This is a genomic window from Sphingopyxis flava, assembly GCF_900168005.1.
In the GTDB taxonomy this organism is placed as follows: Bacteria; Pseudomonadota; Alphaproteobacteria; order Sphingomonadales; family Sphingomonadaceae; genus Sphingopyxis; species Sphingopyxis flava.
Genome location: NZ_FUYP01000007.1, coordinates 17,621 through 41,606 on the forward strand (window position 1 = coordinate 17,621; position 23,986 = coordinate 41,606).

Sequence of the window (23,986 nt, forward strand, 5' to 3'; positions counted from 1 at the left end):
GCAGCCGCCCGGCGAACTTCGCTGGCGCTGGATTATTGACAAAGGACAACAGGATAATGGCAAGCGTTGAAAAGGTACCGATGCTGGCAGAAGGCTATGAGAAGCTAAGCGCGCAACTCGCCGCTCTCAAAGCCGAGCGACCGCAGATCGTCGATGCGATCGAGGAAGCGCGCGCGCATGGCGACCTGTCGGAAAATGCCGAATATCACGCCGCCAAGGAGCGCCAGGGGCAGGTCGAAGCCTCGATCGGCGATCTCGAAGACCGGCTGTCGCGCGCCCAGATCATCGACCCGACGACGTTGTCGGGAGACCGCATCGTGTTTGGCGCGACGGTCACCCTCGTCGACGAGGACGACAAGCCGGTGAAATACCAGATTGTCGGGCAGGCGGAAGCGGACGCCAAGGAAGGCAAGATCAGCTACAACTCGCCGCTCGGCCGCGCGCTGATCGGCCGCCGCGTCGACGACGAGGTGGAAGTCACTGTGCCCTCGGGCGACAAATATTATCTGGTGACCAAGATCGAGTTCATCTGAGCGACGTCGGACCCCGCGCGATGAACCGGCAACAGGCGCCCCTGACGACGGGCTTTGCCCTCTTCTGCGTCGCCGTCGCGGTCATTCTCGCGGTGACCGGATACGAGCATCAGGCGTTCGTCGGCGCAGGCTTCATTCCGGCGCGCTTCGGCGCCGAGCTGGTCGCGCCGCCGGGGGTGATGCTGCCCTTCTTTCTGACGCCGCTGAGTTCGGCCTTTCTGCACGGCGGGGTTCTGCACCTTGCCTTCAACCTCGTCGTGCTCTTGTTCATCGGCCGCCAGCTCGAACCGCCGCTGGGTTCGGCGGCGACCGCCGCGCTGCTGGCCGCGGGTGCCTATGCGGGGTCTTTCGCGCAATGGCTTGCGGATCCGGGCTCGACAGTCCCCGTGGTCGGCGCGAGCGGAGCCATCTCCTCGCTGATCGCGGTCTTCGCGCTGATTTTCAGCCGCTCCGAAGCGCCGGCGATTGGCCCGATCCCGAGCCACTGGGTACGCGCGCTCTGGCTCGCCGCGGCGTGGATCGGCGTCCAGCTTCTGCTCGGCTTTGCAGGCGGCGCGGGCTTCGGTTCGATTGCGATCTGGGCGCATGTTGGCGGCTTCATCGCCGGACTGCTGATGGCGCGCCCCCTGCTCCGGTGGCGGTTCGGGGGGCGGTAGAGAATTCGGCCTCCCGCTTTTATGGGAGGGGGGCCGGGGCACCCAGCAACCCGCCCGCGAGCAGCATCGCGACCCTCACGTCGATCCCGCAGCCCTCGGCGCGCTTTTCGGACACAAAGGACTCGATCTTGGCCAGCGGCACGCGGTGGACGATGATGTCTTCGTTATCGACCCCGCCGCCCGGGCCGACCTTCGTGAGCCCCGTCGCGACGAGCAAGGTAAAGCTTTCGCTCACCATGCCCGGGGAGCTGAAGAATTCGCCGACCATCTGCCAATGCGAAGCGCGGTAACCCGTTTCCTCTTCAAGTTCGCGTTCGGCGGCGGTTTCGGAGGCTTCGCCGGCGCAATCGTCACCGACCAGCCCTGCGGGGAGTTCAAGGCAGTTGCGACCAAGCGGCACGCGATATTGCTCGACCAGGATCACATGACGCCCGTCCGGTGCCTCGTCGATGGGGAGGATTACCGCGGCATGAATGCCGCGCGAGCGCGACACATATTCCCACATTCCCTGCTGCCTGACGGTGATGAAGCGGCCTTCCCAGCGTGTCTCTATGGGGGTGCCGGGGGCAGGGCGGGTCATGGCAATTCCTTTCAGGAGGGAATGACGCTCATCCGGCTCGATACGGGCCTGCCGGCGAGAGGGGGGGCAAGCCCCGCGCTGCGCTTTGGCGAGCAAGGGGGAGCGGAAGGCGGCTAAATTTCGATCAGGCGGTCGGGCAGTTCGTTGGGATTGTCTTCGCCCTTCGGGAAATGTTCGGCAAGGACGATCCCCATCCGGCGCACTGCCTCGGCCATGCCCGCGCCCGGCTTGCCTTGGCGAACCTGCTCGATCAGCGCTTCCATCGCGTCGCCCCACACCGCCGGCGCGACCTTGGCGGCGATGGCGTCGTCGGCAACGATGTCGGCCCGATGCTCGCGCAGGCTCACATAGAGGAGCACGCCGGTACGCCCCAGCGTCTTCGCCTCGGCGCCGACCTTGAAGAGGTCGACCGCGCGGACCCGGACGCGCGCCGCGAGAATCGCGCGCGGCGTGAGCGCGATCCGTAGCGGCCGCCAGAGCAGGATCAGCCACACGCCGATCCATTTGAGGACGCCGATCGCGATCACTGTCCCCAGCCACTGGTTCGCGGTCAGCTCGTGCCCCCAGCCGCCCGTCAATCGGTCGTAGAGGCCCTGGTAAAATTCGGGGAAAAGCGCGATCACCGACATGGCAAGAAAGGCGAGGACGCTCGCCCAGACGAGCGCGACATCATCATAATCGTTCGACTGCCCCGCAATGACGGTGACGATCTCGCCGCTCGTATGCGCCTCGGCTGCAGCGACCGCGGCGGTAACGAGGCCATGGTCGGCTTCGCTGACGTGACTGACTTTCATGGCCTTCTTCCCCTACCAGCCACCCGAAGCGCCGCCACCGCCGAAGCTGCCGCCGCCCCCGGAAAAACCACCGAAGCCGCCGCCTCCGCCGCCCCAGCTGCCGCCGCCCCACGACGAGCCCCCGCCGCTACCGCCGCCCCAGTCGTCATGGCCCCAGATGATGATCGGGGCGCCGCCCCACGGCCGGTGCCGACGGTGGCGCTTTCCGCGCCGGCCGAAGCTACTCAGCATCGGCAGAATGAAGAAGAAAAAGACGATGAAGCCGACGAAGATCAGCCCGCCGATATCGCCATCGTCGGCGCGGTCGCGCTCGGCCTGGTCGGCTGCCGCGGCGCGCGCCGCGGCTTCTTCGGGCGGAAGCTCGACCTGCTCTGCGATCGCATCGACGCCGGCCTGGATACCGCCGGGATAATCGCCCTGCTTGAACCTCGGCGTCACCTGATCGCGGATGATCCGGCCGGCGAGTGCGTCGGTCAGCACCGGTTCGAGACCGTAGCCGACAGCAATGTGCATCCGCCGCTCGTTCGGGGCGATCAGGAAGACGACGCCGTCGTCGGCCTCCTTGTCGCCGATCCCCCAGGCGCGGCCGAGCTGATAGCCATAATCGGCGACGTCGCGGCCCTCGAGGCTGTTGACCGTCGCGACCACGAGTTGGTGCCCGCTCGTCCTTTCGAGCTCTTCGAGCTGCGCATTGAGCGCGGCTTCGCGGTCGGCCGGAATGATCCCGGCCTCATCGACGACGCGCGCTGTGAGCTTCGGGAAATTTTGCGCGGCCGCCGGGGAGGCGGCAAGCGCCAGACCAAGGGCCCAGCCGAGCAGCAGCGCTCTCATCGCGTTTCTCCCGTCTGCGCGGCAATCGCCTCGACCCCGTCGAAGAGACCGCCGGCATAATCACCCTTTGCGAAATAGGGGGTCATCCGCTGGACGATCTTCAAAGCCTTGGCGTCGGTCAATATTGTCTCCATCCCGCTCCCCGTCGCGATGCGCATTTGCCGTTCGCTGGGCGCAATCAGGATCAGGATTCCGTCGTTGCGGTCGCTGTCGCCGATCCCCCACCGATTGCCGAGGCAGGTGCCGAAATTGTCGACCCGCGCGCCGCTGAGGCTCGCTGCCGTGACCACGACCATCTGGTGCTGTGTCGCCTTCTCGTAGCGCGCCAGGCGATCGGCAAGGCGCGCCTCCGTGCGCGAATCGAGCAGGTCTGCCGCGTCGGTGACCCGGCCCTGGGATGCCAGCTGCGGCACGCCCTTGCACGCGGCGCTCTCGCGCGCGGCGCCTGCCTTGCACCCGCCAGCGGCCAGCAGGATCGCGAATGGAAGGGCAAGGGCGGCGCGGCGCATCCTATTGCCCGAAGTCGACCTTCGGCGCCTCGTTCGCGTTGGGGCTGATCGCCTTGTAGGGCGTCATCGGCTTTGCGCCGTGGACGATCTTCGCGCCGATGATGTCGGGGAAGGTGCGGATCGTCGTATTATAGTCCTGGACCGCGCTGTTATAGTCCTGGATCGAGATGTTGATGCGGTTCTCGGTGCCTTCGAGCTGCGTCATGAGGTCCGCAAAGCGCGCCTGGCTCTTGAGGTCGGGATATTGTTCGACCGTGACGAGCAGACGGCCCAATGCGCTCGACACATTGCCTTGCGCCTGCTGAAACGCCTGCACCTTGGCAGGGTCATCAAGGTCGTCGGTCGAGAGCTTGACCTGCGTCGCCGAGGCGCGCGCCTGGATCACGCCTTCGAGCGTCGACTGCTCGATCTTCGCGGCGCCCTTCGCCGTTTCGACGAGGTTGGGGATCAGGTCGGCACGCCGCTGATAGGCTGCCTCGACATTCGCCCACTTGGCCTTGGCGGCCTCTTCCTTGGTAGGAACGCTGTTTATGCCGCAGGCGGACAGGCTCATCGCGGCGACCGGCACGATCATCCAGCGGGCGGAACGAAAGCTCATGGATCAGTCTCCCTCCAGCGGCGTTTTGCCGCAACAACACACATAATAGGAAGCCGCTTGCCTTTGCGCAATCGCCGCGGCACCAATTGGCGCTCCGCCCAATTTGCCGGGGAGTGTGAACATGTTGAACGAATTCAAGGAATTTATAGCCAAGGGCAATGTCATGGACCTCGCGGTCGGTGTCATTATCGGCGGCGCCTTTGCCACCATCACCACGTCACTGACCGAAGACCTGATCATGCCGTTCGTTGGCTGGTTGTTCGGCGGGGTGGATTTCTCGAGCAAGTTTATCCTGCTCGGAGGCGTTCCCGAAGGCGTTGCGGCCACCGATTATGCCAAGCTCAAGGAAGCGGGCGTCGCGATGATCGGCTACGGCGCCTTCATCACCGCGGTGATCAATTTCCTGATCCTCGCCTTCATCATCTTCCTGCTCGTCAAATGGGTGAACCGCGTCATGCGCCGTGGCCCCGACGCGCCTGCGGGTCCGAGCGAAGTCGATCTGCTCACCGAAATTCGTGATGAACTGCGAAAAAAATAAGGGAGTTGAGCCTCTTTCGAGATGAAAATCCCGCGTGCGCCCTTTCCAAGTGCGGGCGGGTTTCCTATATCGGTTGAGCCGGTTTCGATCGGCTATGAGGATAAATGGTGTCGTGGAATAGACACAGCGGACCCGGGGGCAGTACCCGGCGGCTCCACCACAAACCCGCACGCTTTCGAAGGGGTGCGCGGGCTTCTGACGGGGCCGAACCAGGATCGACGTGTGTTCAAAGACGGTGCTTTCTTCCGGGCTGAGTAACCCGTTAAAGGCTCAAAACCAATAAGTGCTAACGATAACGAAGCACTCGCTCTTGCTGCCTAACCGATAAGCCTCACGGCCTAAGGTTAGACAAATAGAACGCGGTTCGGACCGAACCGGGCAACAGAATCGGATACCAGCGGCTGGGGACGAGCCGGGCAACAGAATCGTCCCACCTTCCCATTATTCATCAAACGGGCGCCGGGACCGACCGCGTTTCCTATCTTGCATCAATAGCCAGGCGGATCGCTCGCGGGGAAGGATTCGTCGCTTGCCTGGTCCACCTCATCCCACGCACGAACTGCGGGATCGCGCATCGCATCGGGTCCCGCCGAACGCGTCTGGGCGAAATTCTCAGGATCGGTTTCGGCGCTTGAGAAGGCGGCCGCATGGCCATCGTGACGCGCGCGGCGCCGCCAACGCCATAGAGCAAAGACCCCCGCGCCCGCGGCGAGCGTCGCGGTGAGAACGGGGAGGGCGAAGCGGCGAATAGCTGGCTGCATGGGGGCCCTTTCAGCGAAGGTGGCGCCGGATTATCGCGCCGATTCCTACCGCGTCAATCCTTTCGCAGGGGCCGCGCGAGTCGCGGCTTGCCTTCATCGGGTTTCTCATCGAAACTCGTTAGCGAATCCGGCACAGCGACCGGCCAAGGCATCGAGGAGACGAGGATGGCGAAGGACATGCCCGGCGAGCCGGTAGTGCCGCTCGATCCTGCCTGGCCCAAGATGTCACTGGACGAGGCGACCGCCGTGCTCACCGCGCCGGGCGCGCGGTTCGAAATGGATACGGCTGTGATCCGCGGAAATGTGACGCGCGTCTGGAAAAATGCGCCGCACGATCTCGGTGCGCTTCTCGACCTTTCGCGAACGCATGGCGAGCAGCTCTTCACCATTCTCGACACCGAGCGCGTAAGCTTCGAGGCGAACTACCGCGCCGCCTCCGCTTTTGCCCAGACGCTCATGAGCTTTGGGGTCGGCAAGGGTGACCGGGTTGCTTTCGCGATGCGCAACCTGCCCGAGTGGCCGATGATCTTCTTTGCGGTCACATCGATCGGTGCGATCGCGGTGCCGCTTAACGCCTGGTGGACCGGCGGCGAGCTTGCTTACGGAATCCAGGATTCAGAAGCGAAGATACTGATCGTCGATGTGGAGCGCTACGAGCGGGTCCGCGAGCATCTTGCCGCGCTGCCGGCGGTCGAGCGGCTCATCGTCGCGCGCGCGGGCGCGCCGATAGCGGGCATGATGGCGCTTGAAGATATGGTGGGCGACCCCAAGGGCTGGGCCGGGCTACCGGACGCGGAGCGTCCCCGCGCTGATCTTGCAAGCGACGATGATGCGGCGATCTTCTATACCAGCGGGACGACCGGCCAGCCCAAAGGGGCGCTGGGCACCCACCGCAACCTCGTCACCAACATATTGTCGGGCGGTTTTTCCGCAGCGCGCAGCTTCCTGCGCCGCGGCGAGCCGGTGCCCGAACCGACTCCGCGCACGACGCTGACCGTCATTCCGCTGTTTCATGTCACTGCCTGTTCGGCGACGCTGATGGGCGCGATGGCGGCGGGCAACACCCTGATCTTCATGCGCAAATGGGACGCGGCCCGTGCGATGGAAATCATCGAGCGCGAGAAGGTCAGTGTGACCGGCGGCGTCCCGACAATCGCCTGGCAGCTCATCGAACATCCGGACCGCGCCAAATATGACCTCTCGTCGCTGGAAGCGATCGCCTATGGCGGCGCGCCCTCGGCGCCCGAACTTGTAAAGCGCATCTACGAAGAGTTTGGCGCGCTGCCAGGCAATGGCTGGGGGATGACCGAAACGATGGCGACGGTCACTTCGCACGGCGCTGAGGATTATCTCGCGCGCCCGACGAGCGCCGGCCCGCCGGTCCCCGTCGCCGACCTCGAGATCCGCGCCGAGGACGGCGTAAGCGTGTTGCCGGTGGGCACGGTGGGTGAGCTTTGGGCGCGCGGGCCGATGATCGTGAAAGGCTATTGGAACAAGCCAGATGCCACCGCCGAAACCTTTGTCGGCGGTTGGGTGCGCACCGGCGATCTTGCCAGGCTCGACGACGAGGGTTTCCTCTATATTGTCGACCGCGCGAAGGATATGGTGCTGCGCGGGGGCGAGAATATCTACTCATCAGAGGTCGAGAACGCCCTCTACGAGCATCCGGCGGTGACCGACTGTGCGGTCATTGGCATCCCGCACCGCACGCTCGGCGAGGAGCCCGCGGCGGTTGTCCACCTCGCCCCCGGCGCGCACGCGAGCGAGGCCGAACTGCAGGACTGGGTGCGCGCGCGACTTGCGGCGTTCAAGGTGCCGGTCGCCATCCACTTTGTTCCCGAAACACTGCCGCGTAACGCCAATGGAAAGATATTGAAGAAGGATCTGAAGACGCTGTTCGCGGATCGGGAGATGGCGGCTTAGGAAGTATCCCCGTTCAGCGCGCCGGATAAACGCTATGATTCCCCTTGTCGCTTGATAAAAGCGTGCGGGAGCTGAAGGGGGCCGCGTTTTGGAATTGCTGGCGTTTCTGGCGCTTATCATCTTCTTTGTCCTGTTGATGGACGCACGAAGCCGCCTGAAGCGGGCGGAGGCGACGCTGCAGGAAGCCGCGAAGCGGATCGGCGCGCTGCAGCGCCACACCGGGTTGCTCCCGCCGAAGGCCGAGGAACCACCGCCTCCCGATACGTCGCTCCGCACGGAACCGCCCGAACCCGTTTATCCGCGGGCGGCGGTCGCAGGCGCGCCGATGCCATCGGTTGCCAAGGATGTCCGCGAGGAGGTTCCCAAGACTCATTCGCAAGGCAGGCCCCCAGCCGCACCGCGCCCTACGCCTAAATCGCAAATCGGATCCGAAGCGGCCCCGCCGCGGCGCATAGCGTCGCGGTTCGAAGATCTGTTCGGCAAGACTCTGCCGATCTGGGCCGGCGGGGTCACGCTCGCGATCGCAGGGGTTCTCATCGTCCGCTACGCAATGGACGCGGGCTTCTTCGCGCGGGTCTTTACCCCCGGCGTCCAGATCGCCGCAGGGCTCCTCTTTGGTCTCGTGCTGATCGGGGGCGCCGAATATGCGCGGCGAAACGACGCGCGCCTGCGCGACGTGCGCGTGCCGCAGGCGCTGGCGGGCGCCGGCGTGGCGACGCTTTATGCCGCGATCATGGTGGCCGCCAACATCTATCTGCTCATCGGACCACTGCTGGCCTTTGCGGCGCTTGCGCTCGTCACCGCCGCTTCGCTTGGGCTGTCGCTTCGCTTTGGTCCGCCAAGCGCAGCGCTTGGCCTTTCCGGCGGCCTTGCTGCGCCTGCGCTCGTCGGCGCCCTCGCGCCCGATGTGCCGCTGATCGCGGTGTATCTCGCGCTGACGATCGCGGCGCTCGCCGGGGTCGCGCGGATACGGCGCTGGCCGTGGCTGGCACTCGCCGCGCTGATCGGCGGTGCAGCATGGGGGCTGTGGATGGTGCTCACCCAGCGCGCCCTCGATGCGCTTGGCTCCTTGTCGATCGGCGGGTTCGTCCTGTTGCTCGCGATTGCGATCCCGATGCTGTCGTTTGAGGGACCGCGGGCCGCGCTGCTGCGCACGGCGTCGGCGATCGTCGGCGCCCTCCAGTTGGCCCTGCTCGTTGGTTATGGCGGGTTTGCACCGCTTCATTGGGGCCTTTTCGTGCTGATTGCTGCATCGGCGCAGTGGCTCGCTTGGCGCGAGGCGGGCTTTGCAATCGTCCCGACGATCAGCGCCGCCTTGTCGCTGTTGCTGCTCGCGGCATGGCCGGACGCAGCGCCTTTCTGGTTCACCCTCATTGGCCCGGCGCTCCTCGCCGTTCACGCCCTTCCGCTCCTCGCCCGCCTCTGGGGTGGGCCAGGGATGCTGCGGCGCGCGCTCGAGCTGTGCGCGATCGCGATCGCAATGCCTGCGCTAACCAAATGGCAGCTCTGGGGTATCGGCGATGCAGCACTTGCGCTCGTTGCGCTCGGCGGCGCGGCACTCGCGGGAGTGGGGATGGCGCGTGGCTGGCGCCTCGAGGCGCGCCTCGCCGACAGAAGCTTTTCCTTTCTGACCGCCGCCGCCGGAGCGCTTCTCGCGCTGGCGATCCTCCTTCTCCTGCCGCGCTGGATGGCGCCGCTCGCCATCGGTCTGGTCGCGGGAGCAATGCTCTTTTTTGGCAAGACGGCTGGCGATCGGCGGATCGAGCCTGTGGCGACAGTCTTTCTCGGCGCGGCGATGCTCGCTCTTCTCGCGGCGCCGCTGGCATTCGCGGAACTGCCGCGGCTCGTCGAGGGCGCGAGCGGCGGCGCGGGGCAAGCCTTCCTGCGCTGGGCGGGCGTCGGCGCGGTCGCCGCCTTGTTCGCGGTGCGCGGCGAGGGGGCGATCGTCCGGCGCCTTAGTCAGTTCACCGCAGCGCTGCTTGCCTATGGCGCCTTCGCCCAGATCGCCTCGGCGGACTGGCTGATGCTGGTCCCCGCGCTCGGCGGCGGTGCGGCCCTGCTGACGGCGCGGCGCGTTCCGCTTGCGCGCGTCGATACAGCGGCGCTTGGTTTTGCGGCTCTGAGCCTTGGCTGGGCCGTTTGGCCGATCGGCGCGTGGTCGTCCGCGGCGCTGCTCTCGCTCGCCGGGCAGCCGATGCCCATTAATGCCGCCAGGCTCCCTGCCGACGGGCTGGTGCTGCGGCTCTTCCTTCCCGCGCTGGCGTTCGGCGTGCCGCTCTGGTGGGTCCGCGGTGCCTTGCCGCGCTGGTCGCTGCTGGCCGCGCTCTGCGCCTGCATCATCGTCGGCGGCGTCGCGGTCCACAGTCTATATCGCCTCGGCTTCGCGGCGCTCGCCGGCGGCGACTTTGTCGCGACCGGAATCGCGCAGCGCCTCCTATGGGAGGCGCTTCTGATTGGCGGCGGCTGGCTCGCGAGAGAGCGTGGGATGTTGGCGCTCGCGCGGCCGCTCGTGATCGCGGGCACGCTCCATGCGTTTGTCTATGGCCTTCTCCTCCATAACCCGCTCTGGGCCGGCCAGGCGGTTGGCGGCTGGCCTCTCATCAATCTCCTTGCGCTGCTGTTCTTCATGGCGGGGGCTGGGGCGGTGCTCGCGCCGCGGCTCTTCCCTTCCGCCTCTGCTTCGCTCGAGCGCGGGGTTCAGATCGTCCTGATGCTGCTCGTCGCGGGATTCGCCTGGGCAACATTGCGCCAAATTTTCCACGGTAGCCTGCTCGTCGAGCCAGGCGTCGCGCCCGCGGAGAATATCCTGCGATCGCTGCTCATCCTCGCGCTCGCGATCGGCTTCCTCCTGTGGGGAATCCGCACCGCGCGCCATGACTGGCGCATCGCTTCGCTCTTGCTGATGCTCGGGGCGGTGGGCAAGGTGTTCCTGTTCGACGTCTCTGGGCTTGAGGGGCTGCTGCGCATCGGCTCGTTCGTGGCGCTCGGCTTCAGTCTGATCGGCATCGGCTGGCTCTACAGCCGTCAGCTGGCGGGCGCCTCGTCCCCGCAGAGAGGTAATCCATGATCCGTTCGCCGCTTTTTCCTGCCTTGGCCCTCACGGTGCTGGCGAGCGCCGCCGCATGCAGCAACGGCGATGTGCCGGTGGAGCGGCAGGCGGCCGCGGGCGCGCGTCATTGCCCGGCGATCGGCGACGCCCCGGTTCATCTGCCCGGCGGCAGCTTCGCCATGGGTGAGGACGATGTCTATGCCGAGGAGGGGCCGGTGCGGCAGACGCGGGTTGATGGCTTCTGGATTGACCGGCACGAGGTCACCAACCGCCAGTTCGCCGCCTTCGTAAAGGCGACCGGTTACATCACCGTCGCCGAAAAGCCGGTCGACCCCAAGCAGTTCCAGGTTCCGGCCGACCAGATTCCGCCCGATATGCTGAAACCGGGTTCCGCAGTCTTCACCCCACCCGAATTCCCGTCGAACAATTACAATGACTGGTGGAAATATGTCCCCGGCGCAAACTGGAAGAAGCCCTATGGCCCGGACGGTCCCGACTGGGTACCGAACGAGCCCGTCGTCCACCTCGCCTGGGACGATATGGTCGCATACGCCAAATGGGCGGGCGGGCGCATCCCAACCGAGGCCGAGTGGGAATATGCGGCGAGTGCGGGCAAGCCCTCGCGCAACGTCCAGCCCACCGAGGCGAACAGCTGGCAGGGCTCCTTTCCCAACTACAACGCCGAAGCCGACGGCTTCAAAGGCGTCGCGCCCGTTGGCTGCTATCAACCCAATGCGAACGGCCTTTACGACATGGTCGGCAATGTGTGGGAGGTCACGTCCGATTTCTTCCGCCCTGGCCACGACCCCGCGGACCGCGACAATCCGAAGGGCCCCGACGAAGACCAGGCCTATGACCCCTTCAACCCCGGCATGCCCTCGCGCACCGTGAAGGGGGGCAGCTATCTCTGCGCGCCCAATTATTGCCAGCGCTACCGTCCTGCCTCGCGTCAGGGGCGGGATCCGGGCCTCGGTACCAGCAATGTGGGTTTTCGCCTTGTCTACGACGGGCCGCCGGCGCGGCCCGTCAACCAGTGATCGCGGGCAGGTCGAGCCCTTGCTCGCGTGCGCAGGCGATGGCTTCGGCATAGCCTGCATCGGCGTGGCGCATCACGCCGGTCGCGGGGTCGTTCCACAGAACGCGGCCGAGGCGCTCGGCAGCCTCATCGCTGCCGTCGGCGACGATCACCATGCCAGCGTGCTGCGAATAGCCCATGCCGACACCCCCGCCGTGGTGGAGCGACACCCAGGTTGCGCCGCTCGCCGTGTTGAGCAGCGCGTTGAGAAGCGGCCAGTCGCTGACCGCATCGCTGCCGTCGCGCATCGCCTCGGTTTCGCGGTTGGGGCTCGCAACCGATCCCGAATCGAGATGATCGCGGCCGATCACGACGGGCGCCTTGAGTTCGCCCTTTGCGACCATCTCGTTGAACGCGAGGCCGAGCCGGTGGCGCTCGCCGAGCCCCACCCAGCAGATGCGCGCGGGCAGGCCCTGAAACTGGATGCGCTCGCGCGCCATGTCGAGCCAGCGGTGGAGATGCGCATTGTCGGGGAGGAGCTGCTTCACCATGGCGTCGGTCTTGTAGATATCTTCCGGATCGCCCGACAGCGCGGCCCACCGAAAGGGGCCGACGCCGCGACAGAAAAGCGGGCGGATATAGGCAGGAACGAAGCCGGGAAAAGCGAAGGCGTCGGTGACGCCCTCATCAAAGGCAAGCTGGCGGATATTATTGCCATAATCCACCGTCGGCACGCCGGCCTTCCAGAAGGCGAGCATCGCGCGCACATGCACCGCCATCGAAGCGCGCGCTGCGCGGTCGACCGATTGCGGGTCGCTCTCGCGCTTCGCGAACCATTCCTCAAGGCTCCAGCCCTGCGGCAGATAGCCATTGATCGGATCGTGGGCCGAAGTCTGATCGGTCACCAGGTCGGGGCGCACGGCGCGGCGCACAAGTTCAGGATAGACATCGGCGGCGTTGGCGCAGAGCCCCACCGAGATCGGTTCTTTGGTCCGCTCGATCATTTCTAGCGCCTCGTCGAGGCTTTTCGCCTCGACATCGAGATAGCCGGTCTCGAGCCGCATCGCGATCCGGCTCGGCTGGCATTCGATTGCAAGGCAGCTCGCGCCGGCCATCACCGCCGCGAGCGGCTGTGCGCCGCCCATGCCGCCCAGCCCGGCGGTCAGGATCCAGCGGCCTGAAAGGTCGCCGCCATAATGCTGGCGCCCTGCCTCGACGAAGGTTTCGTAAGTACCCTGAACGATCCCCTGGCTGCCGATATAGATCCAGCTTCCCGCGGTCATCTGACCGTACATCATCAGGCCCTTCTTATCGAGCTCGTGGAAATGATCCCATGTCGCCCATTTGGGGACGAGGTTCGAATTGGCGAGCAGCACACGCGGGGCGTTGCGGTGCGTCCTGAACACGCCCACCGGCTTTCCCGACTGGATAAGGAGCGTTTCATCGTCCTCAAGGCGCCTCAGCACCTCGATGATGCGGTCGAAGCACTCCCAGTCGCGCGCTGCGCGGCCGATGCCGCCATAGACCACCAGCTCGTGCGGTGCCTCGGCAACACGCGGGTCGAGATTGTTCATCAGCATGCGCAGCGGCGCCTCGCTCAGCCAGCTCTTGGCATTGAGCTCGGGACCGGTTGGCGCCGCGATGCGGCGCTGATTGTCGAGGCGGGTCATGGCCGTCCTTTCGCAAAGGCGAGCGCGGCTGCGAGGAGCTGACGCAGCACGGGTCGGATGGGGGGATGGGGATCGATCGGAGGCGGCCAATCGAGCTCGGAGAGTATCTCCGGCTCGGCCATATAGCCTCGCATCGCGAGCTCCATCTGGATCGCGTGAACGCCGTCTTCGGGGCGGCCGTAATGGCGGGTCGTCCAGCCCCCCTTGAAGCGTCCGTTGACGACATGGCTTTTGCCGCTTGCCGCACAGATATTCGCGATCGCGGCTTCAAGCTCCTCGGCGCAGGTCACGCCGCCGTTGGTGCCGATGTTGAACTGCGGCAGCTCGCCCTCGAAAAGGCGCGGCACGCGGCTGCGTATCGAATGCGCGTCATAGAGGACGACGCGGCCATGCGCATCGCGCAAGCGCGCGAGCTCGGCCGATAGCGCCTCATGATAGGGTCGGTGATATTGCTGAAGGCGCCGGGTGATCTCGGCTTCATCGGGGACGCCGAAACGATGGAGCGGAGCGCCGTCGAAGGTCGTGCTCGGACAAAGCTCGGTCGTCGCCTGGCCGGGGTAGAGCGACGCGCCCGAGGGATCCCGGTTCATGTCGACGATGCTGCGCGAGATATCGTTCGCAATGAGCGTCGCGCCCATGTCGGCCGCGAAGGCGTAGAGGTCTTCGATCCACCAGTCGGTGTCGAACAGCGCGCGCGCGGGCGAGATGAACTGGTCGTCGAGTCCGGCGAGGTCGGTGCCGCCGTGCGCGAAGGCGACGACGAGCGGCTCGGTGCCGCGCCGGATCCTAGGCCCGTTCATGGCGCGACCCCGGGGAGATCGAGCGCTGTGACGAGGGCGCCCGAACGCACGAGCGCAATCGCGGCCTCCATGTCGGGTGCCATGTAGCGATCGCCCTTCAGGGTCGGCACGGCAGCGCGCAGCCGCTCCCGCACGGCCTCGATCGGGGGGCTCGACGCGAGCCCGGCGTGGAAATCGCAGCCCTGCGCGCCGGCGAGCAACTCGATGCCGAGGATCGCGTCGACATTCGAGGCCATAGCCTCGAGCCGACGCGCGCCGTGCGCTGCCATACTGACATGATCCTCCTGATTGGCCGAAGTCGGGATCGAATCGATGCTCGCGGGCATTGCGCGCTGCTTGTTCTCGGAAACCAGCGCCGCGGCGGTGACCTGCGGGATCATGAAGCCCGAATGGAGCCCGGGTTCGGGAGTCAGAAAGGCGGGCAGGCCTGAGAGCGCCGGGTCGACCAGCATGGCAATGCGCCGCTCGGCGAGGCTGCCGATCTCGCACAAAGCCAATGCGATCATGTCCGCGGCGAAGGCCACGGGCTCGGCGTGAAAGTTCCCGCCCGATAGCGCTTCGTCGGTTTCAGCGAAGATCAGCGGATTGTCCGATACGCCATTGGCCTCGATCGTGAGCGTCGCGGCCGCCTGCCGCAGCAGGTCGAGCACGGCGCCCATCACCTGCGGCTGGCAGCGCAGACAATAGGGGTCCTGGACGCGCAGGTCATCGACGCGGTGCGACGCGCGGATCGCCGAGCCTTCCATCAGCGCGCGCAGCGCCGCTGCGGTCTCGATCTGACCCTTGTGACCGCGAAGTTCGTGGATGCGCGCGTCGAAGGGTGCGTCGGATCCCTTGGCGGCCTCGGTCGAGAGAATTCCGGTGACGAGCGCGCTGCGATAGAGACGCTCGGCCTCGATGAGCGCGTGGAGCGCATAGGCGGTCGAGAATTGCGTGCCGTTGAGCATCGCGAGCCCTTCCTTGGGGCCGAGGGCGACGGGCGCGAGCCCGGCGTCCGCGAGCGCTGCTTCGGCCGGACGCCGCTCGCCCTTCACGAACACCTCGCCCACCCCGATCATCGCTGCGGTCATATGGGCGAGGGGAGCGAGGTCGCCCGAGGCGCCGACCGACCCCTGCGCCGGAACCAGGGGGATCAGGTCGCGGTGCAGCATCGCCTCAAGCAGGGCGACGGTGGCGGGGCGGACGCCCGAGGCGCCGCGCGCGAGGCTTGCAAGTTTCAGTCCCATCATGAGCCGTACGACCGGAACCGGCGCAGGATCACCCACGCCTGCAGCGTGACTGAGGACAATATTGCGCTGAAGCGCGGTCAGATCGGCGTCGTCGATGCGCACGCTCGCGAGCTTTCCAAAGCCCGTGTTGATCCCGTAGACGGGCGTGTGATGCGCAAGGATGCGGGTCACTGCAGCGGCGCTTTCGGCGATCAGAGGAGCGGTTGCGGGATCGAGGGTCGCGGGCGTTCCGCCCCGCAGGTCGCGCCACGCCGCGATCGTCATATGTCCCGGCTCGATGATCATTGTGCGTCCTTGATGCGCTGATGAAGCGGGTTGAGGCCGATGCGGTAAACGAGCTCGGCGGGGTCGGCGGTGTTCCAGATCGCAAGGTCACAGGCCTTGCCGGCCTCGAGCGTCCCGATCTCGGCCGACAGGCCGAGCGCTGCCGCAGCGTTGACGGTGACCCCGCGCAGTGCTTCTGTCACGGTCAGTCCGAACAGCGTCGCACCCATGTTGAGCATCAACAGAAGCGAGCTTGTCGGCGAGGTGCCGGGGTTGCAGTCGGTCGCGAGCGCGATCCGCACCCCGTGGCGCCGCATGGCCCCGACGGGGGGCAGACGCGTCTCGCGCATGAAATAATAGGCGCCGGGCAAGAGCACCGCGACCGTCCCAGCCGCCGCCATCGCACGAACGTCCTCGTCGCTTGCATGTTCAAGATGGTCGGCCGAGAGTGCGCCGCGCCGCGCGGCGAGTGCGCTGCCATGGAGCGCCGACAATTGCTCGGCGTGGATCTTGACCGCCAGGTCATGGACTTCGGCCGCTGCGAACACCCGCTCGCACTGGGCGGGCGAGAAACCGATCCCTTCGCAAAAGGCGTCGACCGCGCTCGCGAGCGGCGCCGCGGCGGGAATCATCTCGCGGACGACGAGGTCGATGTAGCCGTCGCTGTCATCCGCATATTCGGGAGGCAGCGCGTGGGCGCCGAGGAAGGTCGGCGCGAGGCGGATCCGGCGCGCACGGGCGAGTGCGTGAGCGGCGCGGAGCATCTTGAGCTCGCTCGCGGTATCGAGGCCATAACCCGACTTGATCTCGATCGTCGTCACCCCCTCGGCGATCAGCGCATCAAGGCGAGGGAGCGCCGTCTCAACCAGTTGGGCCTCGCTTGCCGCACGCGTCGCGCGCATTGTCGAGACAATGCCCCCGCCCGCACGGGCAATATCCTCATAGCTCGCGCCCTCAAGCCGCATCGCCCATTCGCTCGCGCGGCTTCCGGCGTGGATGAGATGGGTGTGGCAGTCGATCAGTCCCGGCGTGATCAGCCGTCCTTCGCAATCGAGCGTTCGCGCCGCGCCCGCGGGCGCCTCCTTCGCAGGCCCCGCATAGACGATGCGGCCATCGTGCGCCGCGACAACGCCATCGTCGACCAGGCCGAGGTCGTCGCCGGTCATCGTCGCGAGTCGGGCATTTTTCCAGCAAAGGTCCATCTGGACAGTGTCGTGCAAGCCGGTCATTATGTCTAGACATAATATGAAGGACTCGCATGACGGCATATTGGTTCGAACGCGCCTTTATCGGCGATCGCTGGCAAGCCGAGGTACGGCTCACCGTCGCCGAAGGCCGCGTCGCGTCGATCGAAACCGGCGTCGCGGCGCAGCGCGGCGACGAACGCCACCAGGCGGCTCTGCCCGGCTTGTGCAACGTTCACAGCCACGGCTTTCAGCGCGGTATGGCTGGCCTTTCTGAGCGGCAGAGCCGCGCAGATGACAATTTTTGGAGCTGGCGCGAAATCATGTATCGCTTCCTCGACCGGCTCACGCCCGAGGACGTCGCCGCGATCACCGCGCAGGCTTATGCCGAGATGCTCGAAACCGGCTTCACTCGCGTTGGCGAATTCCATTATCTTCACCATGATCCAGCAGGTGCGCCCTATGCCGATCGTGCCGAAATGGCGGGCGCGATCGCAGCGGCGCGCGCGGCGAGCGGGATCGGGCTGACACTGCTGCCGGTCTTCTATGCGCACGGCGGCTTCGGCGGGGCACCGCCGGCCCCGGGCCAAAGGCGCTTCCTCTCGAGCATCGACGAATTTGCCGCGCTCTTCGATGCGGCGCGCGGCAAGCTTTCCGGCGATGATCGGATCGGAATTGCGCCGCATTCGCTGCGTGCGGTGACGCCGGAGGAGCTCGCAGCGCTGCTCGTCCTGTCGCCGACGGGTCCGGTCCATATCCACGCAGCCGAGCAGTTGAAGGAGGTCGAGGACTGCGCCGCGTGGAGCGGCGCGCGCCCGGTCGAATGGCTGCTCGCCAATGCAGGCGTCGACGAGCGCTGGTGCCTTGTTCACGCGACGCATCTGACCAGCCCCGAAATCCGCGCGCTCGCGCAAAGCGGCGCGGTTGCGGGGCTGTGTCCGGTGACCGAGGCCAATCTTGGCGACGGCATATTTCCCGGGGCCAGCTATCTCGCGGCGGGCGGACATTTCGGGTTCGGTACCGACAGCAATATCCTTATCGATGCGGCGCAGGAGCTGCGCGCACTTGAATATTCGCAGCGCCTCGCGCACCGGGCGCGCGCCTTGCTTGCGGACGCGGACATGCCCTTCGTCGGCATGCATCTGTTTGTCCGGGCGCTCCACGGCGGCGCGCAGGCGCTGGGCGGATCGGGGGGACTTGCCATTGGCGAAGCGGCGGACATGGTGTCGCTCGATATGGATCACCCCGCCTTTGCCGGCGCTGATGATGCCACTCTTATAGACCGCTGGATATTTGCGGCGCGCGCCGGGGCTATCGACTGCGTCTGGCGCGCTGGCGTCAAGCGCGTCGAGGCAGGGCGGCACCTCGATGCGGAGGCCATCGCTGCCAGCTATCGCTCTTGCCTTGCGCGACTTCTTGCATGAATCCCGCAAGGCGGATCCGCGACGAGATTGCAGCCTCGATCCGCTCGGGCACCTGGCGGCCGGGCCACCGCATCCCGACCGAGCAGGAGCTTGCCGCGCACTATGGCTGCGCGCGCGCAACGGTCAGCAAGGCGCTCAGCGAACTTGCAGCGTCGGGGCTGATCGAAAGGCGTCGCAAGGCCGGATCCTTCGTCGCCCACCCGCCGGTTCATTCGGCGGTGATGACCGTCCCCGACCTCAGCGAGCTGGTTGCGTCGCGCGGGGAGGCCTATCGCTGGCAAGCTCTAACCATCGAACGCGCGGCGGGCGACGGCGACCTTTCGAGGCCAGCGCTGGCGATCGAGGGCATCCATTTCGCCGGCGATCATCCGTTCGCGCTCGAACAGCGGCGCATCGCGCTCGGCGAGGTCGCTGGCGCGGCGGACGCCGATTTCGAGGCGCAGGCTCCGGGAACGTGGCTGCTCGCGCATATCCCGTGGACCGAGGGGCGCCACGTCATCCGGGCGGTGACGCCCACGCGCAAGGAGGCAAGATTGCTCGGGATAAGCCCTTCTCTTGCTTGCCTTGAACTCGATCGCACAACCTGGCGCGCCGCGCGGATCGTCACCCGCGTCCGTCAGCTCTTTCGGGGGGATCGTTTCGATCTGATCGCCGAATTCCGTCCGGGCCCTGAAAGCGCAAGGCCTGGCTGATTGCCTTTGCATTCTCAACTAAATTTGCCGAACGTCCCGATCACTTCTGCGAGTGGCTGGCTCGCCGCGGCCTCGGCTGCGAAGGCGCGTTTGTCACTCGCGCCGTCTATGGGCGCTACCTGCGCGAGGCGCTCGGCGCGGCGATGGAGCGTTACGGCCGCCGGCTGAAGCTTGTAGATGACGAGGTGCTCGACATCGAGGAGCGGGGCGGCCGCGTGACGCTTGGTCTCGTCAATGGCGGACGGATCGAGGCCGATTGCGCAGTGCTCGCGGTCGGCAATCTGCCGCCGCACGATCCTCCTGCGGTTGCGGACGGGCGGCTGCCGGCCCGCATCTATGTCGGCGATCCCTGGGCGACGCCTTTCGAGGAAGGGCTTGCGCCTGGCGCCCCGGTTCTGGTGATCGGAACGGGGCTGACGGCGCTCGACGTTATCCTGCGGCTCGTCAGCCACGGTTTCGATGGTCCGATCGTGGCCATGTCGCGGCGGGGCCTCCGCCCGCATCGCCACGTCGAGAATTTGCCGCGACCGAAACCCGTTCTGGCCAAGCCTGCGCCCGAACTCTCCGCGCTCGTCCGTTGGGCGCGGCGCGCAGCGCGCACTACCGACTGGCGGCTGGTCGTGGATTCGCTGCGTCCGATCACCCAGATGATGTGGGCGTCGGCCGATGGACCGAAGCGCGCGCGCTTTCTGAGGCACCTGCGTCCCTTCTGGGACGTGCATCGTCACCGCCTGGCCCCATCGGTTGCCGACCGGATCGACGCTCTCGTCGCCTCAGGTCAGCTATGCTTCGAGCCCGGAAAGATCGCGAAAGTCTCGGCGACTGAGAGTGGGGCAGCGGTGGAGTGGCGTCCGCGCGGGTCGGACGAGCTCAAGATCCTCCATGTCGCGCGTATGATCAATTGCACCGGGCCGCAGGGCGATTTGCTGCGCTCATCCGATCCGCTCGTCCGGCGAATGCTCGCGGCGCGGCGCATTCGGCCCAATGCGCTGCGGCTCGGTCTCGATATCGACCGCGAAGGCCATGTCATCGACGGCCACGGGCGGGCTTCGGAGCATATTCTGGCGATCGGGCCTATGACGCGAGGCGATCATTGGGAAGTGGTCGCGGTCCCCGATATTCGCGTCCAGGTGAGCGCGCTTGCGCGGCGGCTGGTGAATGCGCATTGGATAGCCGGCGAGGAGCTCTGAGCTGGATCGAAAACCCCAGGACGCGGCGCTGACACCCTTTGTCCCCCGTCCGCCGCGCTTGGCAGCCGCGACGGGGGACGAGGTTCTATGTGCACAAATAGAACATTTAGAGAACAAATTCGCCACGTCAACCCCCGATGCCAGCGTTGTCGCATCCCCTTTGTAGGAAAGCTTGTCCACCTCCGGTTGACGTAAAGGTAAACTTGTCTATCCGGCTTGATAGAGATCGGGGCGCGACAGGCTCCGGCAGGAGAAGGGAAAGCGCAGGCGATGTTCGACAATATGGCGCTGCCGCTGATGTGCGCCCCGATGAGCTTTGCCTCGTCGCCTGTCCTCGCCGAGGCCTGCTGCAAGGCGGGAGTGATCGGCGGCTGGCAGGGCGGGACCTATACGCCGCTTGAGGAATTCGAACGCTATCTTGAGGGTCTTGCCGACATTGGCGGCGCGCCGCCGATCGTCAATCTGCCCGCGCGCATCGCAGGCGAGGAGACGGGGGAGCCCAAGCTTGCGCTTCTCGAAAAGCACCGCGCCCCGCTCGTCCTTTGCAGCCTCGGCAATCCGGCAGCGCTGATCGAGCGCGTCCACGGCTGGGGCGGCAAGGTCGTGCAGGATGTGACGACAATGCGCCATGCCGAAAAGGCGATCGAGGCCGGCGCGGACGGGCTGATGCTGACGTGCGCGGGCGCGGGAGGCCACACCGGATTTCTGACCCCCCTGGCGTTCGTTCCGGCCGTTCGCCGCATCTATGATGGTCCGCTGATTGTCGCGGGAGGCATTGCCGACGGCGCGGGTATTGCAGCCGTGCTTGCGCTCGGCGGCGACATTGCTTGCATGGGGACCCGGTTCATCGCGACTCCCGAGAGCGGCGTTGTAGACGGGCATCGCGCGATGATTCCCTCGACCGGGATCGACGAGATCGTCCTTGCATCGGCGATGAACGGCGTTCCTGCCAACTGGATGCGTCCCTCGATCGAAGCGGTGGGGCTCGACTATCGGACGCTCCCCAAGGAGCGCACCGCCATGCCCGAGGGCGTGCTGCCGTGGCGCGATATCTGGAGCGCCGGGCAGAGCGTTGCCTTGATCGACGCAGTCGAATCTGTTGCCGATCTCGTCGCGCGTCTGACGGCGGAGTTTGAACAGGCCGGGATCGGCATCGACTGGCGCGCGCGTCTTGCACGCCTCAAGTGAATGGAGCCTTGAAAGAAACATGAGCAATGTCCCGCAATTTGATCTCTCCGGCCGCGTCGCGCTGGTGACCGGCGCCTCTTCGGGCCTCGGTGCAGGTTTTGCAAAAGTGCTTGCGGCCGCGGGAGCGAAGGTGGTTCTTGCAGCGCGCCGCGCGGACAAGCTCGCCGAGCAGGTAGCCGAGATCGTGGCCGCGGGCGGCGAGGCGGTCGCCGTCGCGCTCGACGTGACCGACGAAGCATCGACCAAGGCGGCGTACGACGCTGCCGAGGCCGCCTTCGGTCCGGTCGACACGATCGTCGCAAACGCGGGCGTTGCGACCGAGAAACTGGCGCTCGGCCTGTCGGCGGACGAGGTCGACGGTCTGCTCGCGGCGAATGTCCGCGGCGTTTTCCTCACCGTGACCGAGGGCGCGCGGCGACTTGAAGCTGCGGGAAGCCGCGAAAAGCAGCACGGCCGCATTGTCATCATCGGGTCGATCACGGCCGACAAGGTTTTTCCTGCAACCTCGGTCTATGGTGCGACCAAGGCCGCGGCGCGCCACATGGGCAAAGCCTTTGCGCGCGAATGGGCGCGGCGCGGGATCAATGTGAACATCATCCAGCCTGGCTATTTCGAGTCCGAGATGACTGCCGACCTGTTTGCCAGCGAGGCGGGGAGCAAATTCGTTGCCACCTTCCCGCGCCAGCGCTTGCGGCCGCCGAGCGATCTCCACGCGCCGCTGCTGCTTCTTTGCTCGGACGCGGCGCAGGGCATCACCGGCGCGGTAATTACCGTCGATGATGGACAGACGCTATGAGCTGCGAACTTCTGATCGAAACCCGCGGGCAGATCGAGATTGCCACGCTCAACCGGCCCGAGCGTCTCAACGCCCTCAATGAGGGGCTGGTCGACGAACTCAACGCCTATTTTGGTGCGCTCGCCGAGCGCAAGGAGATACGCGTGGTGATCCTGCGCGGGGCAGGACGCGGCTTTTGCGCCGGACTCGACATCCAGGAGGATCGCTCGTCGGACGAAACCCCGGTGCTTCGCACACTGCGCACCCAGACGAGCATCGGCAATATCTACCGCAAGATGCGCGCCTGCCCGCAGCCGATCGTCGCGCTCGGTCATGGGGCCGCTGCAGGGGGCGGTCTGTCGCTGCTGCTCGCGTCAGACGTGCGCTACGCTGCGCCTTCCTTCCGCTGCAACGCCGCCTATATCCGCATCGGCCTCGGCGGCTGCGACATGGCGTCCAGCTATTTCCTTCCCCGCCTCGTCGGCGCCAGCCTGGCCTCGGAAATGATCCTGACCGGGCGCTTTATCGATGCCGAGCGCGCGCTTGGCGCTGGGCTGATCAGCGAGATCGTCGACGAGGACAAGCTGCTTGATCGCGGTCTCGCGCTCGCGGACGAAATGCTGGCGACCAGCCCCTGGGGGCTTCGGCTTTCCAAGCAGGCGCTCAATCTCAATATCGACGCGCCGAGTCTTGAGGCAGCGATGGCGATCGAGGACCGTCAGCAGGTGATATTATCCGCGACCGAGGACCATAAAGAGGCGCTCGCTGCCTTCCTCGGCAAACGCACGCCCAGCTACCGCGAGCGCTAGGTTCGGGGCGTCAGCGCGCACTCGCCGCCATGATCGTGCCCCCATCGGGGCCGATCGCGGCGAGCGCCCACCCGTCCTCTGCCGGGCGGCCGACGAGATAAAGCGGTTCGCCGGCAAAGGCTGGCGCCTGCGCGCGCATCGTGAACGCGGCGAGCGCGTTCGCGCCAAGCTCGCGCTGTGCGAGATCGAGGAGCAGGGTTGCGGTCAGCGGACCGTGAACGACGAGACCGCGATAGCCTTCCGCCTCGGTCGCATAGGGCCGGTCGTAATGGATGCGGTGGCTGTTGAAGGTGAGCGCGGAATAGCGAAACAGCATCGCCTCGGTTGGGACGATTGTCCGTTGCCATGTCCAATCCGAAAGGTCTGGCGCCTCGGCGGCGGGAGCGGAGGCAGGGGAGGCCGGCAGCGCCCCGGCGGCCGCAGCCTCGCGAAACACGATTGTCTGTCGTTCGCGGACCGCGGTGACGCCGTCGGCCAGCGTGTCATGGTCGACCTCGACAAATACGAGCTCGCCGCTGCCCCCCCTCTTCTCCCGGATCGTTGCTATGGTCGAGCGCCGGATGACCGATGCTCCTGCCCGGATCGGTGCCAGGAAGCTTACGTCGCTTGCCGCCCACATCCGGCGGGGGAGGGCAATCGGCGGCATGAAGCTGCCCTCGGCATCGACGCGCAGCGGATGGCCATCAGCGCCGAGCGCGGCGGTCGGAGCGTCGGGGAGGCAAAGGCACCAGTGAATCGCCTGCGCCGCCGTCTCGCCAGTTTCGGCACTGTCGATGGTCGCGCGGAACCGAGCCAGCGCGGCGGGGGTCAGCCGATCCTCTTGTTCGAAACTCCGCCCGATCCACCGGTCCCAGTTGCTCATGCCATCTCCATCGCTTCTGTCCTCAGGCGCAAAGCACGGAAACGGCCTTCCTGCCAAGGCGCGATTGACTTAAGAATATATTGACATATCCTGTGCCAATATATTGTCGGGG

General features: G+C 66.2%; 23 protein-coding genes and 1 other RNA gene. 13 read left to right on the plus strand and 11 right to left on the minus strand.

From position 1 onward, the window contains the following. The first annotated feature begins 56 nt into the window (after positions 1-56). Complete coding sequence (greA, locus tag B5X69_RS07210; protein WP_053554874.1) at positions 57-533, plus strand: transcription elongation factor GreA; 477 nt, start codon at positions 57-59, stop codon at positions 531-533. 20 nt (positions 534-553) lie between these two features. Next, positions 554-1,189: a rhomboid family intramembrane serine protease gene (locus B5X69_RS07215; RefSeq protein ID WP_079638042.1), complete on the plus strand. Its 636-nt coding sequence runs from the start codon at positions 554-556 to the stop codon at positions 1,187-1,189. 19 nt (positions 1,190-1,208) lie between these two features. Here the strand turns inward: B5X69_RS07215 and B5X69_RS07220 are convergent, their stop codons facing one another. The 5 genes from B5X69_RS07220 to B5X69_RS07240 form a co-directional block, all read right to left on the minus strand. After that, entirely contained in the window at positions 1,209-1,769 is a 561-nt protein-coding gene (locus B5X69_RS07220) for an NUDIX hydrolase (protein ID WP_079638043.1), read from the minus strand. Between the two features lie 113 nt (positions 1,770-1,882). Beyond that, the gene (locus tag B5X69_RS07225) at positions 1,883-2,563 is read right to left on the minus strand and encodes a TPM domain-containing protein (RefSeq protein ID WP_079638044.1); all 681 of its coding nucleotides are present in this window, start codon (positions 2,561-2,563) and stop codon (positions 1,883-1,885) included. A 12-nt stretch (positions 2,564-2,575) separates the two neighbouring features. Continuing rightward, positions 2,576-3,394 (minus strand): TPM domain-containing protein, encoded by an 819-nt coding sequence (locus tag B5X69_RS07230; RefSeq protein ID WP_079638045.1) that lies wholly within the window; start codon positions 3,392-3,394, stop codon positions 2,576-2,578. Further along, on the minus strand, positions 3,391-3,903 hold the full coding sequence (locus tag B5X69_RS07235) for a TPM domain-containing protein (protein WP_079638046.1): 513 nt from the start codon (positions 3,901-3,903) through the stop codon (positions 3,391-3,393). Before B5X69_RS07235 ends, B5X69_RS07230 begins: the two co-directional genes overlap by 4 nt. A 1-nt stretch (position 3,904) precedes the next feature. Continuing rightward, a complete protein-coding gene (locus B5X69_RS07240) occupies positions 3,905-4,501 on the minus strand; it encodes a LemA family protein (RefSeq protein WP_079638047.1) in 597 nt (198 codons plus the stop codon). 121 nt (positions 4,502-4,622) lie between these two features. Between B5X69_RS07240 and mscL the strand changes: the two genes are divergently transcribed. Beyond that, the gene (mscL, locus tag B5X69_RS07245) at positions 4,623-5,039 is read left to right on the plus strand and encodes a large conductance mechanosensitive channel protein MscL (RefSeq protein ID WP_079638048.1); all 417 of its coding nucleotides are present in this window, start codon (positions 4,623-4,625) and stop codon (positions 5,037-5,039) included. Positions 5,040-5,077: 38 nt separating this feature from the next. Continuing rightward, positions 5,078-5,435: a transfer-messenger RNA gene (ssrA, locus tag B5X69_RS07250) on the plus strand. A gap of 92 nt (positions 5,436-5,527) precedes the next feature. On the opposite strand, the gene B5X69_RS07255 is transcribed toward ssrA, so the two are convergent. Then, entirely contained in the window at positions 5,528-5,800 is a 273-nt protein-coding gene (locus B5X69_RS07255) for a hypothetical protein (RefSeq protein ID WP_079638049.1), read from the minus strand. Between the two features lie 165 nt (positions 5,801-5,965). On the opposite strand from B5X69_RS07255, the gene B5X69_RS07260 reads away from it, so the two are divergent. The 3 genes from B5X69_RS07260 to B5X69_RS07270 all read left to right on the plus strand — a co-directional run bounded on the left by B5X69_RS07260 (position 5,966) and on the right by B5X69_RS07270 (position 11,809). After that, positions 5,966-7,723, plus strand: a complete 1,758-nt coding sequence (locus B5X69_RS07260) for a class I adenylate-forming enzyme family protein (protein WP_079638050.1) — start codon at positions 5,966-5,968, stop codon at positions 7,721-7,723. Between the two features lie 88 nt (positions 7,724-7,811). Then, positions 7,812-10,790, plus strand: coding sequence for a DUF2339 domain-containing protein (locus B5X69_RS07265; RefSeq protein ID WP_079638051.1), 2,979 nt, complete (start codon positions 7,812-7,814; stop codon positions 10,788-10,790). After that, positions 10,787-11,809 (plus strand): formylglycine-generating enzyme family protein, encoded by a 1,023-nt coding sequence (locus B5X69_RS07270; protein ID WP_079638052.1) that lies wholly within the window; start codon positions 10,787-10,789, stop codon positions 11,807-11,809. Before B5X69_RS07265 ends, B5X69_RS07270 begins: the two co-directional genes overlap by 4 nt. On the opposite strand, the gene hutU is transcribed toward B5X69_RS07270, so the two are convergent. Genes hutU through hutI form a run of 4 tightly spaced genes read right to left on the minus strand, consistent with a single transcriptional unit; the run spans position 11,799 to position 16,979 of the window. Then, positions 11,799-13,457, minus strand: a complete 1,659-nt coding sequence (gene hutU, locus B5X69_RS07275; protein ID WP_079638053.1) for a urocanate hydratase — start codon at positions 13,455-13,457, stop codon at positions 11,799-11,801. The two genes, B5X69_RS07270 and hutU, sit on opposite strands and share 11 nt — an antisense overlap. Next, a complete protein-coding gene (hutG, locus tag B5X69_RS07280; RefSeq protein WP_079638054.1) occupies positions 13,454-14,257 on the minus strand; it encodes an N-formylglutamate deformylase in 804 nt (267 codons plus the stop codon). The genes hutU and hutG overlap by 4 nt, the downstream gene beginning before the upstream one ends. Beyond that, positions 14,254-15,771 carry a histidine ammonia-lyase gene (hutH, locus tag B5X69_RS07285; protein WP_079638055.1) on the minus strand — a complete coding sequence of 506 codons (1,518 nt, stop codon included), beginning with the start codon at positions 15,769-15,771 and terminating at the stop codon, positions 14,254-14,256. The genes hutG and hutH overlap by 4 nt, the downstream gene beginning before the upstream one ends. After that, positions 15,768-16,979 (minus strand): imidazolonepropionase, encoded by a 1,212-nt coding sequence (hutI, locus tag B5X69_RS07290; RefSeq protein ID WP_079638056.1) that lies wholly within the window; start codon positions 16,977-16,979, stop codon positions 15,768-15,770. Before hutI ends, hutH begins: the two co-directional genes overlap by 4 nt. A gap of 29 nt (positions 16,980-17,008) precedes the next feature. Here hutI and B5X69_RS07295 point away from each other — a divergent pair, with 29 nt between their 5' ends. From B5X69_RS07295 to B5X69_RS07320, 6 genes are all read left to right on the plus strand, one after another. Further along, positions 17,009-18,358: a formimidoylglutamate deiminase gene (locus B5X69_RS07295; protein WP_079638057.1), complete on the plus strand. Its 1,350-nt coding sequence runs from the start codon at positions 17,009-17,011 to the stop codon at positions 18,356-18,358. Continuing rightward, positions 18,355-19,050 carry a histidine utilization transcriptional repressor HutC gene (locus B5X69_RS07300; protein WP_079638058.1) on the plus strand — a complete coding sequence of 232 codons (696 nt, stop codon included), beginning with the start codon at positions 18,355-18,357 and terminating at the stop codon, positions 19,048-19,050. The genes B5X69_RS07295 and B5X69_RS07300 overlap by 4 nt, the downstream gene beginning before the upstream one ends. Continuing rightward, entirely contained in the window at positions 19,050-20,240 is a 1,191-nt protein-coding gene (locus B5X69_RS07305; RefSeq protein WP_281250923.1) for an FAD/NAD(P)-binding protein, read from the plus strand. Before B5X69_RS07300 ends, B5X69_RS07305 begins: the two co-directional genes overlap by 1 nt. Positions 20,241-20,510: 270 nt before the next feature. Then, complete coding sequence (locus B5X69_RS07310) at positions 20,511-21,428, plus strand: NAD(P)H-dependent flavin oxidoreductase (protein WP_079638060.1); 918 nt, start codon at positions 20,511-20,513, stop codon at positions 21,426-21,428. Between the two features lie 19 nt (positions 21,429-21,447). Beyond that, entirely contained in the window at positions 21,448-22,224 is a 777-nt protein-coding gene (locus B5X69_RS07315) for an SDR family NAD(P)-dependent oxidoreductase (RefSeq protein WP_079638061.1), read from the plus strand. Further along, positions 22,221-23,012: an enoyl-CoA hydratase/isomerase family protein gene (locus tag B5X69_RS07320; protein WP_079638062.1), complete on the plus strand. Its 792-nt coding sequence runs from the start codon at positions 22,221-22,223 to the stop codon at positions 23,010-23,012. Before B5X69_RS07315 ends, B5X69_RS07320 begins: the two co-directional genes overlap by 4 nt. Before the next feature lie 10 nt (positions 23,013-23,022). Here the strand turns inward: B5X69_RS07320 and B5X69_RS07325 are convergent, their stop codons facing one another. Then, entirely contained in the window at positions 23,023-23,874 is an 852-nt protein-coding gene (locus B5X69_RS07325; protein WP_079638063.1) for an HTD2 family dehydratase, read from the minus strand. Positions 23,875-23,986: the final 112 nt, after the last annotated feature.

Bases quoted from the DNA above. Each gene is read 5' to 3' on its own strand.
- B5X69_RS07230 (WP_079638045.1), bottom strand. From the start codon at position 3,394: ATGAGAGCGCTGCTGCTCGGCTGGGCCCTTGGTCTGGCGCTTGCCGCC.
- B5X69_RS07325 (WP_079638063.1), bottom strand. From the start codon at position 23,874: ATGAGCAACTGGGACCGGTGGATCGGGCGGAGTTTCGAACAAGAGGAT.
- B5X69_RS07215 (WP_079638042.1), top strand. From the start codon at position 554: ATGAACCGGCAACAGGCGCCCCTGACGACGGGCTTTGCCCTCTTCTGC.
- B5X69_RS07310 (WP_079638060.1), top strand. From the start codon at position 20,511: ATGTTCGACAATATGGCGCTGCCGCTGATGTGCGCCCCGATGAGCTTT.
- hutG (WP_079638054.1), bottom strand. From the start codon at position 14,257: ATGAACGGGCCTAGGATCCGGCGCGGCACCGAGCCGCTCGTCGTCGCC.
- B5X69_RS07235 (WP_079638046.1), bottom strand. From the start codon at position 3,903: ATGCGCCGCGCCGCCCTTGCCCTTCCATTCGCGATCCTGCTGGCCGCT.
- B5X69_RS07300 (WP_079638058.1), top strand. From the start codon at position 18,355: ATGAATCCCGCAAGGCGGATCCGCGACGAGATTGCAGCCTCGATCCGC.
- mscL (WP_079638048.1), top strand. From the start codon at position 4,623: ATGTTGAACGAATTCAAGGAATTTATAGCCAAGGGCAATGTCATGGAC.
- B5X69_RS07220 (WP_079638043.1), bottom strand. From the start codon at position 1,769: ATGACCCGCCCTGCCCCCGGCACCCCCATAGAGACACGCTGGGAAGGC.
- hutU (WP_079638053.1), bottom strand. From the start codon at position 13,457: ATGACCCGCCTCGACAATCAGCGCCGCATCGCGGCGCCAACCGGTCCC.
- B5X69_RS07260 (WP_079638050.1), top strand. From the start codon at position 5,966: ATGGCGAAGGACATGCCCGGCGAGCCGGTAGTGCCGCTCGATCCTGCC.
- B5X69_RS07295 (WP_079638057.1), top strand. From the start codon at position 17,009: ATGACGGCATATTGGTTCGAACGCGCCTTTATCGGCGATCGCTGGCAA.
- B5X69_RS07320 (WP_079638062.1), top strand. From the start codon at position 22,221: ATGAGCTGCGAACTTCTGATCGAAACCCGCGGGCAGATCGAGATTGCC.
- B5X69_RS07270 (WP_079638052.1), top strand. From the start codon at position 10,787: ATGATCCGTTCGCCGCTTTTTCCTGCCTTGGCCCTCACGGTGCTGGCG.
- B5X69_RS07240 (WP_079638047.1), bottom strand. From the start codon at position 4,501: ATGAGCTTTCGTTCCGCCCGCTGGATGATCGTGCCGGTCGCCGCGATG.
- greA (WP_053554874.1), top strand. From the start codon at position 57: ATGGCAAGCGTTGAAAAGGTACCGATGCTGGCAGAAGGCTATGAGAAG.
- B5X69_RS07225 (WP_079638044.1), bottom strand. From the start codon at position 2,563: ATGAAAGTCAGTCACGTCAGCGAAGCCGACCATGGCCTCGTTACCGCC.
- B5X69_RS07255 (WP_079638049.1), bottom strand. From the start codon at position 5,800: ATGCAGCCAGCTATTCGCCGCTTCGCCCTCCCCGTTCTCACCGCGACG.
- hutH (WP_079638055.1), bottom strand. From the start codon at position 15,771: ATGATCATCGAGCCGGGACATATGACGATCGCGGCGTGGCGCGACCTG.
- hutI (WP_079638056.1), bottom strand. From the start codon at position 16,979: ATGACCGGCTTGCACGACACTGTCCAGATGGACCTTTGCTGGAAAAAT.
- B5X69_RS07315 (WP_079638061.1), top strand. From the start codon at position 21,448: ATGAGCAATGTCCCGCAATTTGATCTCTCCGGCCGCGTCGCGCTGGTG.